At 73.0% G+C, this 16,369-nt stretch carries 13 protein-coding genes, 1 pseudogene and 1 riboswitch; of the genes and pseudogenes, 10 read left to right on the forward strand and 4 right to left on the reverse strand.

Going from position 1 to position 16,369, the window contains the following annotated elements:
* Positions 1–556 precede the first annotated feature (556 nt).
* Positions 557–1,546, forward strand: a complete 990-nt coding sequence (locus ACZ5Y0_RS04270; protein ID WP_469127079.1) for a malate dehydrogenase — start codon at positions 557–559, stop codon at positions 1,544–1,546.
* An 82-nt stretch (positions 1,547–1,628) separates the two neighbouring features.
* Here ACZ5Y0_RS04270 and ACZ5Y0_RS04275 read toward each other — a convergent pair whose 3' ends face one another.
* Entirely contained in the window at positions 1,629–1,967 is a 339-nt protein-coding gene (locus ACZ5Y0_RS04275) for a hypothetical protein (RefSeq protein ID WP_469127080.1), read from the reverse strand.
* A gap of 134 nt (positions 1,968–2,101) precedes the next feature.
* Here ACZ5Y0_RS04275 and ACZ5Y0_RS04280 point away from each other — a divergent pair, with 134 nt between their 5' ends.
* From ACZ5Y0_RS04280 to ACZ5Y0_RS04300, 5 genes are all read left to right on the forward strand, one after another.
* Positions 2,102–3,622, forward strand: coding sequence for an aldehyde dehydrogenase family protein (locus ACZ5Y0_RS04280; protein WP_469127081.1), 1,521 nt, complete (start codon positions 2,102–2,104; stop codon positions 3,620–3,622).
* A 72-nt stretch (positions 3,623–3,694) separates the two neighbouring features.
* Positions 3,695–5,272: a GMC family oxidoreductase gene (locus tag ACZ5Y0_RS04285; protein ID WP_469127082.1), complete on the forward strand. Its 1,578-nt coding sequence runs from the start codon at positions 3,695–3,697 to the stop codon at positions 5,270–5,272.
* Complete coding sequence (locus tag ACZ5Y0_RS04290; protein ID WP_469127083.1) at positions 5,272–6,327, forward strand: quaternary amine ABC transporter ATP-binding protein; 1,056 nt, start codon at positions 5,272–5,274, stop codon at positions 6,325–6,327. Before ACZ5Y0_RS04285 ends, ACZ5Y0_RS04290 begins: the two co-directional genes overlap by 1 nt.
* Complete coding sequence (locus ACZ5Y0_RS04295) at positions 6,327–8,267, forward strand: ABC transporter permease (RefSeq protein ID WP_469127084.1); 1,941 nt, start codon at positions 6,327–6,329, stop codon at positions 8,265–8,267. Before ACZ5Y0_RS04290 ends, ACZ5Y0_RS04295 begins: the two co-directional genes overlap by 1 nt.
* Before the next feature lies 1 nt (position 8,268).
* Positions 8,269–9,216, forward strand: coding sequence for an ABC transporter substrate-binding protein (locus ACZ5Y0_RS04300; RefSeq protein WP_469127085.1), 948 nt, complete (start codon positions 8,269–8,271; stop codon positions 9,214–9,216).
* Between the two features lie 11 nt (positions 9,217–9,227).
* Here the strand turns inward: ACZ5Y0_RS04300 and ACZ5Y0_RS04305 are convergent, their stop codons facing one another.
* Together ACZ5Y0_RS04305 and ACZ5Y0_RS04310 are read right to left on the reverse strand one after the other, a co-directional pair.
* Positions 9,228–9,956: an isocitrate lyase/PEP mutase family protein gene (locus ACZ5Y0_RS04305; protein ID WP_469127086.1), complete on the reverse strand. Its 729-nt coding sequence runs from the start codon at positions 9,954–9,956 to the stop codon at positions 9,228–9,230.
* Between the two features lie 46 nt (positions 9,957–10,002).
* Complete coding sequence (locus ACZ5Y0_RS04310; RefSeq protein WP_469127087.1) at positions 10,003–10,527, reverse strand: carboxymuconolactone decarboxylase family protein; 525 nt, start codon at positions 10,525–10,527, stop codon at positions 10,003–10,005.
* 46 nt (positions 10,528–10,573) lie between these two features.
* Between ACZ5Y0_RS04310 and pdxR the strand changes: the two genes are divergently transcribed.
* Positions 10,574–11,959, forward strand: coding sequence for a MocR-like pyridoxine biosynthesis transcription factor PdxR (gene pdxR, locus ACZ5Y0_RS04315; RefSeq protein ID WP_469127088.1), 1,386 nt, complete (start codon positions 10,574–10,576; stop codon positions 11,957–11,959).
* An 11-nt stretch (positions 11,960–11,970) separates the two neighbouring features.
* Here pdxR and ACZ5Y0_RS04320 read toward each other — a convergent pair.
* Positions 11,971–12,751 (reverse strand): annotated as a pseudogene (locus ACZ5Y0_RS04320) (hypothetical protein).
* Between the two features lie 109 nt (positions 12,752–12,860).
* A riboswitch (ZMP/ZTP riboswitch) is annotated at positions 12,861–12,949 on the forward strand.
* Positions 12,950–12,993: 44 nt separating this feature from the next.
* Between ACZ5Y0_RS04320 and ACZ5Y0_RS04325 the strand changes: the two are divergent.
* From ACZ5Y0_RS04325 to ACZ5Y0_RS04335, 3 genes are all read left to right on the forward strand, one after another.
* A complete protein-coding gene (locus tag ACZ5Y0_RS04325; protein WP_469127089.1) occupies positions 12,994–14,445 on the forward strand; it encodes a glycine hydroxymethyltransferase in 1,452 nt (483 codons plus the stop codon).
* Positions 14,446–14,592: 147 nt separating this feature from the next.
* Complete coding sequence (trpS, locus tag ACZ5Y0_RS04330) at positions 14,593–15,606, forward strand: tryptophan--tRNA ligase (protein WP_469127090.1); 1,014 nt, start codon at positions 14,593–14,595, stop codon at positions 15,604–15,606.
* A gap of 174 nt (positions 15,607–15,780) precedes the next feature.
* A complete protein-coding gene (locus ACZ5Y0_RS04335) occupies positions 15,781–16,359 on the forward strand; it encodes a 2'-5' RNA ligase family protein (protein ID WP_469127091.1) in 579 nt (192 codons plus the stop codon).
* The last annotated feature ends 10 nt before the right edge of the window (positions 16,360–16,369 follow it).

Here is a 16,369-nt window from a genome sequence, read left to right on the forward strand (position 1 = left end):
GCGGTCAGACGATTGCGAGGGCACCACGCAGCCACCCCCCCCCCCCTTCCCTCCCCCCCCCCCCCCCCCCCCCCCCCCCCCCCCCCCCCCCCCCCCCCCCCGGGCCGCGGAACCGCACGGAATTCGATCGACCGGTACCGCCCGGGCGGCCGGTCGGCGGAACCGCTCGGGCGGTCGGCCGAACCGCGCGGGAAACCCCCCGCGTGCAGGAATACCCCGCTCCGCTTCTGGGCACGCGAACCGTGACCCCACGGGAGTCCGGCACGACCCGGCATCCCACCGGCGGCCGCTCGGTTCCCCCCTCTCCCAAACCGGCGGCCGCCTTTTCCCGTCCGGGGCGGCGCGCCCGCCTTTTCCTGTTCCGGGCGGCGCGCCCGCGAAGCCGTGCGCGAACCGCAACCCGGTGTCACTCTGTGGGACGGGCCACACAACCCTGGACGTACGGCATGCCGGATGCGCGATAGCCTGACCGCTGGATCGATCTCTTGATGCCAAGAGATCGATCAAACGTCCGGGGCAGGGACGCCCCACCGCCAGCTGTCATACGGAGAACGCCATGACCCGCACTCCCGTGAACGTCACCGTCACCGGCGCGGCCGGCCAGATCGGTTACGCACTGCTCTTCCGCATCGCCTCCGGCCAGCTGCTCGGCGCGGACGTGCCGGTCAAGCTGCGCCTCCTGGAGATCACGCCCGCGCTGAAGGCCGCCGAGGGCACGGCCATGGAGCTGGACGACTGCGCGTTCCCGCTGCTCCAGGGGATCGACATCACCGACGACCCGAACGTCGCCTTCGACGGCGCCAACGTCGCCCTTCTCGTGGGCGCCCGCCCGCGCACCAAGGGCATGGAGCGCGGTGACCTCCTGGAGGCCAACGGCGGCATCTTCAAGCCGCAGGGCAAGGCCATCAACGACCACGCCGCGGACGACATCAAGGTCCTCGTCGTCGGCAACCCGGCCAACACCAACGCCCTGATCGCCCAGGCCGCCGCCCCGGACGTACCGGCCGAGCGCTTCACCGCGATGACCCGCCTCGACCACAACCGCGCGCTGACCCAGCTGGCGAAGAAGACGGGCTCCACCGTCGCCGACATCAAGCGACTGACGATCTGGGGCAACCACTCCGCCACCCAGTACCCGGACATCTTCCACGCCACCATCGCGGGCAAGAACGCCGCCGAGGTCGTCAACGACGAGAAGTGGCTGGCCGAGGACTTCATCCCGACCGTCGCCAAGCGCGGTGCGGCGATCATCGAGGCGCGTGGCGCGTCCTCCGCCGCCTCCGCCGCCAACGCGGCCATCGACCACGTGTACACGTGGGTCAACGGCACCGCCGAGGGCGACTGGGCCTCCATGGGCGTCCCGTCCGACGGTTCCTACGGCGTCCCGGAGGGCCTCATCTCCTCCTTCCCCGTCACCACCAGGAACGGCGCGTACGAGATCGTCCAGGGCCTGGACGTCAACGAGTTCTCCCGCGCCCGCATCGACGCCTCCGTGCAGGAGCTGGCTGAGGAGCGCGACGCGGTCCGCGCACTCGGCCTCATCTGAGCCACGGCTCGCTGAACCCCCGAACTCCCCGATCCCCGGGCGGCACCGGCCGCCCGGGGATCGGTGCGTCGGGGCCGGACGCCTACCCGCCTTCCGTGATCCGCTCCGCCAGGTCCAGGAACGCGTTCAGCGTCGGGGTCCGCAACCGGCTCAGCTGCCGGAACCGCGGCGAGCCGAGCGCCTTGTCGAAGGGCACCGGCACCACCTGGCCGACGCTGATCCCGAGGCGGCCCGCGAGTGCGGCCGGGACCCGACGGGCCGAGGGCCCCTCGATCTCGGTGACGACGACGATCGCCTCGTCGACCCGCCGCCACCGCCGGGCCTCGCGCAGCCGGTCGAGCGTCTGCCGGGCGGCGCGCAGGAACCAGTCGGCGTTGCCGCGGCACAGGATCAGCCGGTCCGTCAGATCCAGGACGTGCATTCTCAGTGACGTCGCGCACTTTCGGCCACGGATGGCGCATGCAATCAGGGGCGGAGGGCATGCGCTCACGGTCCCGATGGGTGACGCGGTTGTCACCCAACGGCACCGAACAGGAACGGAAGGCAACCCCGATCATGGCGGACAGCACAGAACTCCAGGCGCGGAAGACCATCTGCGCGGGCGGCGAATGGCGTGAAGCCGTCTCCGGCGCCACGCGCGAGATCCTCGACCCCGCGGACGCCCTGCCGTTCGCCCTGGTCGCGGAGGGCGACGAGAAGGACACCGACCTCGCGGTGGCGGCGGCCCGGCAGGCATTCGATCACGGCGAGTGGCCGCGCACCCCCGTCGCCGAGCGCGCCGCGCTGCTGCGCCGCGTCGCCGAACTCCTCGTACGCGACCGCGAGAAACTCGGCCTGCTGGAGAGCCGGGACGCGGGCAAGACGGTCGAGGAGGGCCGCGTCGACATCGACTGCGTCGCCGACGCCTTCCGCTACTTCGCCGATCTCGTCGCCGCGGAGGCCCCCGGCCGGGTCGTCGACGCCGGCTCACCCGACGTCCACAGCGTCGTCGTGCACGAACCTGTCGGCGTGTGCGCGCTGATCACCCCCTGGAACTACCCTCTCCTCCAGGCCAGTTGGAAGATCGCCCCGGCGCTCGCCGCCGGCAACACCTTCGTGGTCAAGCCCAGCGAGATCACCCCGCTGACGACGATCGCGCTCATCGACCTGCTCGCCGAGGCGGGCCTGCCCGCCGGTGTCGCCAACATCGTCACCGGCCCCGGCCACTCGGTCGGCGCCCGCCTCGCCGAGCACCCCGACGTCGACCTGGTCTCCTTCACCGGTGGCCTGGTCAGCGGCACCAAGGTCGCCCAGGCCGCCGCCCCGAGCGTCAAGAAGGTCGCCCTCGAACTCGGCGGCAAGAACCCCAACATCGTCTTCGCCGACGCCTGCGCCACCGAGGACGGCTTCGACACCGCCGTCGACCAGGCTCTCAACGCGGCCTTCATCCACAGCGGCCAGGTCTGCTCCGCCGGCGCACGCCTCATCGTCGAGGAGTCCCTCCGGGACCGCTTCGTCACCGAACTCGCCCGCCGGGCCGGGCGGATCCGCCTCGGCCGCGGCACCGAGGACGGCGTCGAGTGCGGCCCCCTCGTCTCCGCGCAGCAGCGCGCCAAGGTCGAGGCGTACGTCGAGTCGGCGCTGGCCGAGGGCGCCGTACTGCGCTCCGGCGGCAAGCGCCCCGCCCCCTCCCCGCAGCGGCCGGAGAACGGCTACTTCTACGAGCCGACCGTCCTCGACCGCTGCCACCGCGAGATGCGTGTCGTCCGCGAGGAGGTCTTCGGCCCCGTCCTCACCGTCGAGACCTTCCGCACCGAGGACGAGGCGGTCGCCCTCGCCAACGACACCGAGTACGGCCTCGCGGGCGCCGTCTGGACCACCGACGCGGGCCGCGCCCGCCGGGTCGCCGGCCGGCTCCGCCACGGCACCGTCTGGATCAACGACTTCCACCCCTATCTCCCGCAGGCGGAGTGGGGCGGCTTCGGCAGGAGCGGCGTGGGCCGCGAACTGGGCCCGGCCGGACTCGCCGAGTACCGCGAGACCAAACACGTCTACCAGAACCTCGCACCGAAGCCGGTCCGCTGGTTCGCGGGCTGACCCGTACCGACCGGCGTCCCCCGCCCCCTCACCCTCTCCCGGCGCTTGATCTCCCTCCCCCTGGAGTCCCCCATGCCCGAGACCCCCCACGTCTACGACTACGTCGTGATCGGCGGTGGCACCGCCGGCTCCGTCATAGCCGCCCGCCTCACCGAGAACCCCGACGTCACCGTCGCCGTCATCGAGGGCGGCCCCAGCGACGTCGGCCGCGACGACGTCCTCACCCTGCGCCGCTGGATGGGCCTGCTCGGCGGCGAACTCGACTACGACTACCCCACCACCGAACAGCCGCGCGGCAACTCCCACATCCGGCACAGCCGCGCCCGCGTCCTCGGCGGCTGCTCCTCCCACAACACCCTCATCGCCTTCAAGCCGCTCCCCTCCGACTGGGACGAGTGGGAGGCGGCCGGCGCCCGCGGCTGGGGCGCGTCCGCCATGGAGGAGTACTACGCCCGCCTGCTGAACAACATCGTCCCGGTCGACGAGAAGGACCGGAACGCCATCGCCCGCGACTTCGTCGACGCCGCGCAGGCCGCACTCGGGGTACCCCGCGTCGAGGGCTTCAACCGGCAGCCGTTCACCGACGGCGCCGGCTTCTTCGACCTCGCCTACCACCCCGAGGACAACAAGCGCTCCAGCGCCTCGGTGGCCTACCTGCATCCGGTCATGGACGAGCGCCCGAACCTCCGCATCCTCCTGGAGACCTGGGCGTACCGGCTGGAGCTGGACGGCACCCGGGCGACGGGCGTGCACGTACGCGCGCGGGACGGCGAGGAGTTCGTCGTGCGGGCCCGCAACGAGGTCGTGCTGTGCGCGGGCGCCGTCGACTCGCCGCGCCTGCTCCTGCACTCCGGCATCGGCCCCAAGGCCGACCTGGACGCCCTCGGCATCCCCGTCGCCCACGACCTGCCCGGCGTCGGCGAGAACCTCCTCGACCACCCCGAGTCGGTGATCGTGTGGGAGACGCACGGTCCGATCCCCGAGAACTCCGCGATGGACTCCGACGCCGGCCTGTTCGTGCGCCGCGACCCCGACATCCCCGGCCCCGACCTGATGTTCCACTTCTACCAGATCCCCTTCACGGACAATCCGGAGCGCCTCGGCTACGAACGCCCGCCCCACGGCGTCTCGATGACCCCCAACATCCCCAAGCCGAGGAGCCGCGGCCGCCTGTACCTGACCAGCCCGGACCCCGCCGTGAAGCCCGCCCTCGACTTCCGCTACTTCACCGACGAGGACGACTACGACGGCCGCACCCTCGTCGACGGGATCAGGATCGCCCGCGAGATCGCGAAGACCGAGCCGCTCGCCGGCTGGCTCAAGCGGGAGGTGGCCCCCGGCCCGCACATCACGGGCGACGAGGAGCTGAGCGAGTACGCCCGCAAGGTCGCGCACACCGTGTACCACCCCGCGGGCACCTGCCGTATGGGTGCGGCCGACGACGAACTGGCCGTCGTCGACCCGCGGTTGCGCGTCCGCGGCCTGGACGGCCTGCGCATCGCCGACGCGTCGGTGTTCCCGACCATGACCGCGGTCAACCCGATGATCGGCGTGCTGATGCTCGGGGAACGGGCGGCCGACCTGATCGCGGAGCGGACGGACGGCGTGACCGCCGGGCGGACCGCGGGCCGGATCGGGGGCGGTGCGTGATGACCACGGTCCCCCACACCCCCGTCTTCTCCGTCGAAGGCCTCTGGAAGGTCTTCGGCCCCAAGTCCGGACGCGTCCCCCACGACCCGGAGCTGGCCGCCCTCCCCGCCGCCGAGCTGCGCTCGCGCACCGGCTGCACGGCCGCCGTCCGGGACGTCTCCTTCGACATCCGCAAGGGCGAGGTCTTCGTCGTGATGGGCCTGTCCGGCTCCGGCAAGTCCACCCTCGTGCGCTGCCTGACCCGGCTGATCGAACCGACGGCCGGCTCCATCGCCGTCGACGGCGAGGACGTCCGCGCGATGGACCGCGCCCGCCTGCGTGAACTCCGCCGCCACCGGGCCGCGATGGTCTTCCAGCACTTCGGCCTGCTCCCGCACCGCACGGTGCTCGACAACGTGGCCTACGGCCTGGAGATCCAGGGCGTGGGCAGGTCCGAGCGCCGAGAGCGGGCCCGCGAGGTCGTCGCCAAGGTCGGCCTGGAGGGCATGGAACACCGCAGGCCGGGCCAGCTCTCCGGCGGCCAGCGCCAACGGGTGGGTCTCGCGCGGGCGTTGGCGGTGGATCCGGAGGTGCTCCTCTTCGACGAGCCGTTCAGCGCCCTCGACCCGCTGATCCGGCGGGACATGCAGGAGGAGGTGATCCGCCTGCACCGCGAGGAGGGCCGCACGATGGTCTTCATCACCCACGACCTGAGCGAGGCGCTCAAGCTCGGCGACCGCATCGCCCTGATGCGCGACGGCCGCGTCGTCCAGCTCGGCACCCCGGAGGAGATCGTCGGCTCGCCCGCCGACGACTACGTCCGCGAGTTCGTCCGCGACGTGCCCCGCGAGCAGGTACTCACCGTCCGCACGGCCATGCGCGCCGCGACCCCGGAGGAAGCCGGCAACGGCCCCGCCGTCGCCCCCGACGCCACGGTCTCCGAGGCCATCGAAGCGGTCGCCCGCACCGGCACCCCGGCCCGCGTCATGGACAGGGGCCGCTGCCTGGGAGTGGTCGACTCGAACGACCTGCTGGGGGTCGTGGCGGGGGCGGCACCCCGTGGGGAGGCGGTCTGATGGCGGCGGTCACCGCACCGGCCCCACGGGTCTCCCGCCCCGGCGCGCTGAAGAACCGCGCCGTCCGCAAACTCCTCGTCCTCGCCCTCGCGGCAGCGGTCCTCGCCCCCCTCGCCCACGCCCGCTGGCACAGCGGAACCTGGCCCGCCGCCCTCACCGTCGACCTGACCGACCCGCTGACCCACGTCAGCGACTGGATCATCGACAACCGGGACAGCCACCCCCTGTTCCTCTACTTCTTCGGCCACATCAGCAACGCCGTCGTGCTCTCCGTACGCGCCGTGTACCTGTTCCTGCTGGCCGCGGGCTGGGCCGGTGTCACCGCGCTGGGCGCGCTCGTCGCCTGGCGGGCGGCGGGCGTACGGCTGGCGCTCGGCACGGCGTCCGCGTTCCTGGCCTGCGGCCTGCTCGGCATGTGGGTGCCGACCATGCAGACCCTCGCCCTCATGGTGGTGGCCGTCCTCGCGTCCGTCGTCGTCGGTGGGCTCCTGGGCCTCGCCGCCGGCCTCTCGGACCGCATGGACCGGGCCCTGCGCCCCGTCCTGGACACCATGCAGGTGCTGCCGGCCTTCGCCTACCTGCTCCCCGTCGTCCTGGTCTTCGGCATCGGCGTCCCGGCGGCCGTCCTGGCCACCGTCGTGTACGCCGCCCCGCCGATGGCCCGCCTCACCTCGCTCGGTCTGCGCGGCGCCGACAAGGAGGTCCTGGAGGCGGTGGAGTCGCTCGGCGCCACCGCCCGCCAGCGCCTGCTGACCGCCCGTATCCCGCTGGCCCGCAGGGAACTCCTCCTCGGGCTCAACCAGACGATCATGATGGCGCTGTCGATGGCGGTCATCGCGTCGGTGATCGGCGGCGGAGGCCTCGGGGACCGCGTCTACCAGGCGCTGGCGTCGGTCGACGTGGGCGCGGCCCTCGCCGCCGGCATCCCCATCGTGCTGCTGGCGGTCGTCCTCGACCGGGTGACGGCCGCCGCCGGACGTGACACCGGGGTGGCCCACGGGCGCCGCACCACCCTCGCGCTGCTCGCCGCCACCGTGGCCGTGGCCGTCGCCGTGCGGCTGGCCGGCCGGCTCGACTGGCCGGACGCGTGGACGGTCGCCGTCGCCGAACCGGTCAACCGTGCCGTCGACTGGATGACCGACCACCTCTACTCCGGTGTGCCCGTCGTCGGCGGCACCGCCGACTGGGCCGGTCACTTCACCACCTGGGTCCTGGACCCGGTCCGTGACGGCCTCCAGTGGCTGCCCTGGTGGTCGGTGCTGCTGCTGGTCGCCGCGCTCGCCTGGCTGATCGGCACCTGGCGCACCGCGCTGACCGCCGTCCTCGCGATGGCCGCGATCGGTGTGCTCGGGGTGTGGGAGCCGTCCCTGGACACGCTGTCGCAGGTCCTCGCGGCGGTCGCGGTCACCCTCGTGCTGGGCTTCGCGACCGGGGTCGCGGCAGCCCGCAGCGACCGCGTCGAACGGCTGCTGCGCCCCGTCCTGGACGTCTTCCAGACGATGCCGCAGTTCGTGTACCTGATCCCGGTCGTGGCCCTGTTCGGCGTCGGCCGGGCGCCGGCCGTCGCCGCGGCCGTCGTCTACGCACTGCCGGCCGTGGTCCGCATCACCACCCAGGGACTGCGCCAGGTCGACCCGGCCGCCCTGGAGTCCGCCCGTTCGCTCGGCGCGACCGGCGGCCAGCAACTGCGCCAGGTCCAGCTCCCGCTGGCCCGGCCCGCGCTGCTCCTGGCCGTCAACCAGGGCGTCGTCCTGGTCCTCGCCGTCGTCATCATCGGCGGCCTGGTGGGCGGCGGAGCCCTCGGCTACGACGCCGTCTTCGGCCTCGCCCAGGGCGACCTGGCGACCGGCCTGGTGGCCGGCGCCGCGATCGTCTGCCTCGGCCTGATGCTCGACCGGGTCACCCAGCCGGCCGTCCGGCATCCGAAGAAGGGAGCCTGACATGCGACTCCGTACGACCGCCGCGGCGGCGGGTCTGCTGCTGCTGACCGGCTGCGGCGCCGCCGACATGACCGAGCAGGCCTCGCCCTTCGCCAACGCCCGGGGCACGAGGACGGTGACCCTGTCCGTGCAGTCCTGGGTGGGCGCGCAGGCCAACGTGGCCGTCGCCCGGTACCTCCTGGAGCACGAACTCGGCTACCGCGTCGACACCGTCCAGGTCGACGAGGTGCCCGCCTGGGACGCCCTCAGCCAGGGCCGCGTCGACGCGATCATGGAGGACTGGGGACACCCCGAGCAGGAACAGCGCTACGTCGACGACAAGAGGACCATCGCGCGCGGCGGTGACCTCGGCGTCACCGGACACATCGGCTGGTACGTCCCCACGTACTTCGCCGAGGCGCACCCGGACGTCACCGACTGGAAGAACCTCGACAAGTACGCCTCGCGGTTCCGCACGGCGGAGAGCGGCGGCAAGGGCCAGCTGATGGACGGCTCCCCGTCGTACGTCACCAACGACAAGGCCCTCGTGGAGAACCTGGACCTGGACTACCAGGTCGTCTTCGCCGGCTCCGAGGCCGCGCAGATCACCCAGATCCGCCGGTTCGCCGAGGAGAAGAAGCCCTTCCTGACCTACTGGTACGCCCCGCAGTGGCTGTTCGAGAAGGTCCCGATGACCGAGGTGAAGCTGCCCCCGTACAAGGAGGGCTGCGACGCCGACCCGCGGAAGGTCGCCTGCGGCTATCCGCACACCCCGCTGGAGAAGTACCTCAACGCGGACTTCGCGAGGAACGGCGGCAAGGCGGCGGCCTTCCTGAAGAGGTTCAAGTGGACCACCGAGGACCAGAACATGGTCTCCCTGCTGATCGCGGACCAGAAGCTCACCCCTGAGGAGGCGGCGAAGAGGTGGGTGGACAGCCACGAGTCGACCTGGCGCGCGTGGCTGTCCTAGCCCCGTTGCGGTCAGGGCCGCTCGCGCAGACGCTCCGCGATCCGCCTGACCGCTGCCGTCGCCTGCCGCTGCATCCCCGGCCCGAAGGTGACGCGCGTGGCCCCGAGTTCGCCCAGTTCGGCGGGCGAGGGGCCCTCGCCGACCCGCGCTGACACATTGACCGGCCCCTGCGTCCCGGCCCGCAGCAGCGGCAGCACGGCGGTCGGGGCGCCGATCGGATACACGCAGTCGGCGCCGGCCGCGACGTACAGCGCGGCCCGCTCGATGGCCCGCGCCGGGTCGGGCTCGCCCCGGAGGAAGGTGTCGATCCGCGCGTTCAGGAACAGCTGGTCGGCGGCTGCCGACCGCACCTCGGCGAGCCAGTCGGCGTGGGCGTCCGCGTCCTTGAGGACATCCCCGTCGGAGTCCTCCAGGTTGCAGCCCACCGCGCCGGCCTCCAGCAGCCGCTCGACGAGTTCCTTCGCCGGCAGGCCGTAGCCGCCCTCGACGTCCGCCGACACGGGCACGTCCACGGCCCGGCTGATCCGCGCGATCGCCGCGAACATCTCCTCCGCCGGTGTGTGCCCGTCCGCGTAGCCGAGCGAGGCGGCGACCCCGGCGCTCGGCGTGGCCAGCGCCGGGAAACCGGCGTCGGCGAGGGCACGGGCGCTGGCCGCGTCCCACGGCCCCGGCAGGACCAGCGGGTCGTCGGGCAGCCGCCCGTGGTGCAGGGCGCGGAAGGCGTCGGCCTCGGTCACCATCGGGTGCCTCCCGGTAACGCGTCGCGGGTGTCCGCCGTGCGGGGGATCACCGGTGCTGCCCCGGCTGGTAGTGCCCCGGCACCAGCCGGCAGGTCACGCCGAACCGGTTCCACGCGTTGATCACGGTGATCGCGGCGATCAGCTGCGCCAGCTCCGCCTCCTCGAAGTGCTTGGCGGCCCGCTCGTACACCGCGTCCGGCACGAACCCGTCCGTGAGGACGGTCACCGCCTCGGTGAGCGCCAGCGCCGCCAGCTCCCGCTCCGTGTAGAAGTGCCCGGACTCCTCCCAGGCGCTGAGCTGGACGATCCGCTCGACGCTCTCCCCGGCCGCCAGGGCGTCCTTGCTGTGCATGTCCACGCAGAGCGCGCAGCGGTTGATCTGCGAGGCGCGGACCTTCACCAGCTCCAGCAGCTTCGCGTCGAGGCCCTTCCGGGCGGCGGCGTCCAGCCGGACCATCGCCTTGTAGACCTCGGGTGCCAGCTCGGCCCAGGCCAGGCGGGGGGTGTGCTCGGGGGCGTATTCCACGGTCGTCGTGCCGTCGGTCGCGTTCGTCGTGCCTTCGATCGTCATGCCTCGACCCTACGAGCGAGGCTGCCCACCGGTATGGTCCATTTCCATGGCGAAATCCTGGGCCAATCTGGGCATCGACCTGCACCTGGAACCGACCGGTCCCGGCGTGCGGCGCGGCCTGACCGACGCCCTGCGCCAAGCCGTCCACAGCGGCCGGCTGGCCCCCGGCACCCGGCTGCCCTCCTCCCGCGCGCTCGCCGCCGACCTCGGCGTCGCCCGCAACACCGTGGCCGAGGCCTACGCCGATCTGGTCGCCGAGGGCTGGCTGACCGCGAGACAGGGATCCGGAACGCGTGTGGCGGACCGCGCGGTGGTCGCGTCGGCCGGTGCCGCGGCCCCGCGCAGGCAACACCACCGTCCGGTGTACGACCTGCGCCCGGGCACCCCCGACCTGGCCTCCTTCCCGCGAGCCGAGTGGCTCAGGGCCGCTCGCCGCGCCCTCGCCGCCGCCCCCAACGACGCCCTCGGCTACGGCGACCCGCGCGGCCGCGTCGAACTGCGCACCGTCCTCGCCGGCTACCTCGCTCGCGCCCGCGGCGTCCGCACCGACCCCGGACGCGTCCTGGTCGTCGCCGGGTTCACGCACGGACTCCAGGTGCTCGGCAGGGTCCTGCACGCCCGCGGGGTGCGCACGGTCGCCGTGGAGTCGTACGGCCTCGACGCGCACGAGCAGCAGCTGAGGGCGGCCGGGCTGCGGACAGTCCCGCTGCCCTTCGACCGGCTCGGCACCGACCCGGAGGGATTGAGCGACGCGGGGGCGGTCCTGCTGACCCCCGCGCACCAGTTCCCGATGGGCGTCCCCCTGCACCGCGACCGGCGGGCCGCGATCGTGGACTGGGCGCGCCGCGCCGGCGGACTGGTCCTGGAGGACGACTACGACGGCGAGTTCCGCTACGACCGCCAGCCCGTCGGCGCCCTCCAGGGCCTCGACCCCGACCACGTCGTCTACCTGGGCACCGCCAGCAAGTCCCTGGCGCCCGCCCTGCGGCTCGGCTGGGCGGTGCTGCCCCCCGGCCTCGCCGAGGAGGCCGCCGGCGCCAAGGGCGGCATCGACACCTGCGGCGTACTGGACCAGCTGACGCTGGCCGAGTTCATCACCTCCGGCGCCTACGACCGCCACGTCCGCTCGGCCCGCCTGCGCTACCGCCGCCGCCGCGACGCCCTGGTCACGGCCCTGGCCGAACACGCCCCCGAGGCCCACGTGGCCGGCATCGCGGCAGGCCTGCACGCGGTGGTCGGCCTGCCGTCCGGCACCGAGCAGCCGGTAATCCAGGCCGCGGCCTGGCAGGGCCTGGCCCTGCACGGCCTCTCCTACTTCCGTCATGAATCGGCCCGAGCCGCTCCCCTGGACGCCCTGGTCGTCGGCTATGGCACCCCACCGGACCACGCCTGGGCAGGAGCCCTGAACGCCCTGTGCAGGGTGCTGCCCTGACCGGCGGACCGTCAGCCGTCGGCTCCCCGTGACGCCTCCAGCGCGGCAGTACCCTCCGCGGGGACACCCCCCGGCGCCCCGCCGGCAGTCCCCTTCGGGGGGACACCCCCCGGCGCCTCCCCGAAGCGGGCCAACGCAAGGGCTCCCGCCACGGCCACCGCGAAGCCCGTCACCGCCAGCCAGCCCAGGCCCTCCCGCGTGCGGTCGCCGAGCCACACCACGCCCACCGTCGCCGGTCCGATGGTCTCGCCGATCACCATGGCGGCGGTGGCCGCCGTCACCGAACCCCGCCGCAACGCCGAGGTCAAAGCCAGGAACGCCGCCGCGCCGCCGACCAGCAGCGCGTACACCGCCGGGTTCGTGGCGAGGTCCGCCGGGCCGAGGGAGTCGATCAACCGGACGGCCACCTCGACGACCCCGAACCCGAGCCCGGCCCCCAGCCCGAGCACCGCCGCCCGCCTCCGCTCGGTCAGCCGCCCGGCGGCCGGTCCCAGCAGCAGGACCGCCACGGCGACCCCCAGCAGCGCGTACTTCAGCGCGGCCGGACCGCCCCGGTCCCCCTCCGGCGAGGGCCGCCCCGACGGCGTAGATCGGGACCGACCGCAAAGCGGCCACCTGGAACAGGAACCCCAGCCCGTCCAGGGCGAGGCCCGCGAGGAACCGCCACTGCCGCACCGCCCGCAGGAACAGCGCCGCCCCACCGTCCCGGCCCGGTTCCACCGCCCGCGCGGCCATCGCCTGCAACACCGTCGCCGCGCCGAAGCAGACGGCCGAACCGAGGGCACACGCCATTCCGAAGAGCACGGAGAGAGACTCTAGGGGGCACGGCCGCGGGCGCTTCCAGGCGTCGCTCGCATGGTGGACCGGACACCTTCGGGGGTCGGCGATCCCGGTAGGCTGGCCGCAGGGCCGTGACTGGCGCGCTGGGATGGGACGGACCATCGGGGAGCGGCCTGGAGTGACCGAGTGCCGTGCGCCTGGGCCAGACCGAGACCGTGACCGCTTGCACGCCACGCCACCCGGAGGCCGACGTCATGTCAGAGCAGCAGCCCCTCTCCACCGAGTCCACCGCCTTCCGCGCCGCCCTCGACGTGATCCGCGCCGTCGAGCCGCGCGTCGCCGACGCGATCGGCCAGGAGGTCGCCGACCAGCGCGAGATGCTCAAGCTGATCGCCTCCGAGAACTACGCCTCCCCGGCCACCCTCCTCGCGATGGGCAACTGGTTCAGCGACAAGTACGCCGAGGGCACCGTCGGCCGCCGCTTCTACGCCGGCTGCCGCAATGTCGACACCGTCGAGGCCCTCGCCGCCGAGCACGCCCGCGAACTCTTCGGCGCCCGCCACGCCTACGTCCAGCCGCACTCCGGCATCGACGCCAACCTGGTCGCCTTCTGGGCCGTCCTCGCCGACCGGGTGGAGGCGCCCTTCCTGGAGAGGACCGGCGCCCGCCAGGTCAACGACCTCTCCGAGGCCGACTGGGCCGAACTCCGCCGGGCCTTCGGCAACCAGCGCATGCTGGGCATGTCCCTGGACGCCGGCGGCCACCTCACCCACGGCTTCCGCCCCAACATCTCCGGCAAGATGTTCGACCAGCGCTCCTACGGCACCGACCCGGCGACGGGCCTGATCGACTACGACGCCCTGCGTGCCTCGGCCCGCGAGTTCAAGCCCCTCGTCATCGTGGCGGGCTACTCCGCGTACCCCCGCCTGGTGAACTTCCGGATCATGCGGGAGATCGCCGACGAGGTGGGCGCGACCCTGATGGTCGACATGGCGCACTTCGCCGGTCTGGTCGCGGGCAAGGTGCTGACCGGCGACTTCGACCCGGTCCCGCACGCCCAGATCGTCACGACCACCACCCACAAGTCGCTGCGCGGCCCGCGCGGCGGCATGGTCCTGTGCGACGACTCGCTCAAGGACCAGGTGGACCGCGGTTGCCCGATGGTCCTCGGCGGCCCGCTCCCGCACGTCATGGCCGCGAAGGCGGTGGCCCTGGCCGAGGCGCGACAGCCCGCCTTCCAGGACTACGCCCAGCGCATCGTCGACAACTCCCGGGCGCTGGCGGAGGGCCTGACGCGGCGCGGCGCCACCCTCGTCACCGGGGGCACCGACAACCACCTCAACCTGATCGACGTCGCCACGTCCTACGGCCTCACCGGCCGCCAGGCCGAGTCGGCACTCCTCGACTCGGGCATCGTCACCAACCGCAACGCCATCCCCGCCGACCCCAACGGTGCCTGGTACACCTCCGGCATCCGTGTCGGCACCCCGGCACTGACCACGCGGGGCCTCGGCACGGCCGAGATGGACGAGGTCGCGGGCCTGATCGACCGCGTCCTGACGACGGCGGAGCCGGGCACGACGAAGTCGGGCGCTCCGTCGAAGGCCTCCCACGTGCTCGACGAGAAGGTCTCCGACGAGATCTCCCGGCGCGCGACCGACCTGGTGGCGGCCTTCCCGCTGTACCCGGAGATCGACCTCGGCTGACCGGCGTCGCGCCCCCAGGGGCAGCACGCCCGGGGGCGCGGGGCCGTGTCGCTCCGCGGCGACCGCACGCGGGCTCGACCGGCCCACGCGCCCCCCGCTCTCCCCGCCCTCCGAAACCACCTCCGCGGCTCTGAGACAATGGTGGGCATGGCGAATGACCGTCCCCGCGTGCTCTCCGGAATCCAGCCCACCGCAGGCTCGTTCCACCTCGGCAACTACCTCGGCGCCGTCCGCCAGTGGGTGGCCCTCCAGGAGTCCCACGACGCGTTCTACATGGTCGTCGACCTGCACGCGATCACGGTTCCGCAGGACCCGGGGGAGCTGACCGCCAACACCCGGCTGGCCGCCGCGCAGCTGCTCGCGGCCGGGCTCGACCCGGACCGGTGCACGCTGTTCGTGCAGAGCCACGTCCCCGAGCACGCCCAGCTCGCCTGGGTCATGAACTGCCTCACCGGCTTCGGCGAGGCCTCCCGCATGACCCAGTTCAAGGACAAGTCCGCCCGGCAGGGCGCCGACCGCGCCTCGGTCGGCCTGTTCACGTACCCGATCCTCCAGGTCGCGGACATCTTGCTGTACCAGGCCGACGAGGTGCCGGTCGGCGAGGACCAGCGTCAGCACATCGAGCTGACCCGTGACCTCGCCGAGCGCTTCAACGGCCGCTTCGGGGAGACCTTCACGATCCCGAAGCCGTACATCCCGAAGGAGACGGGCAAGATCTACGACCTTCAGGACCCGTCGATCAAGATGAGCAAGTCGGCGTCCACGCCGAAGGGCCTCATCAACCTGCTGGACGAGCCGAAGGCCACCGCGAAGAAGGTCAGGAGCGCGGTCACGGACACCGACACGGTCGTCCGCTTCGACCCCGAGAACAAGCCGGGCGTGAGCAACCTCCTCGGCATCTACTCGACCCTCACCGGCACCACCGTCCCGGAGCTGGAGCGGCAGTACGAGGGCAAGCTGTACGGCGCCCTCAAGACGGACCTCGCCGAGGTCGTCGTCGAGTTCGTCACGCCGTTCCGGGACCGCACCCAGCAGTACCTGGACGATCCCGAGACGCTCGACTCGATCCTGGCCAAGGGCGCCGAGAAGGCCCGCGCCGTGGCCGCGGAGACGCTGTCCCAGACGTACGAGAAGGTGGGCTTCCTGCCCGCCAAGCACTGAGGGCGCCCCACCGCCCGCCCGTTCCACCGGGCAGAGCGCTGCACATCACTTCCGCCGCGCCTGCCCCCGGCGCGGCCCTGGCCGTACAGTCGATAGCCGTACGACCCAGTGCGGACCCGGCACCGGGCCGGTGTCCGGCACATCCGGTACATCCGACGCGACGAAGGAGACGACGTGGGGACCGTAACGATCGGCGTGTCGATCGCGGTCCCGGAGCCTCACGGCAGCCTGCTCCAGGAGCGGCGCGCGGGCTTCGGCGACGCCGCGGCTCACGGTATCCCCACGCATGTCACGCTGCTGCCGCCGACGGTGATCGACGACAGCGCCCTCCCGGCCGTCGAGGCGCACCTGACCGCGGTGGCCGAGGCCGGCCGCCCGTTCCCGATGCGGCTGTGCGGCACCGGCACCTTCCGGCCCCTGTCCCCGGTGGTGTACGTCCAGGTGGTCGAGGGCGCCTCCGCCTGCGCCTGGCTCCAGAAGCAGGTCCGTGACGCCTCCGGGCCGGTCGCCCGCGACCTCCAGTTCCCCTACCACCCGCACGTCACGGTGGCGCACGGCATCGACGAGGCGGCGATGGACCGGGCGTACGAGGAACTCGCCGACTACCGGGCCGAGTGGTCCTGCACCGGCTTCGCCCTGTACGAGCAGGGCGCCGACGGCATCTGGCGCAAGCTCCGCGAGTACGCCTTCGGCGGTCCGGTCGTCCCCCCGCAGGCCGCCCATGTGGACCGCGGCTCCCTCCCCGCCCGCTGACCCGGCCCAC

The organism is Streptomyces sp. NPDC033216 (genome assembly GCF_055577115.1).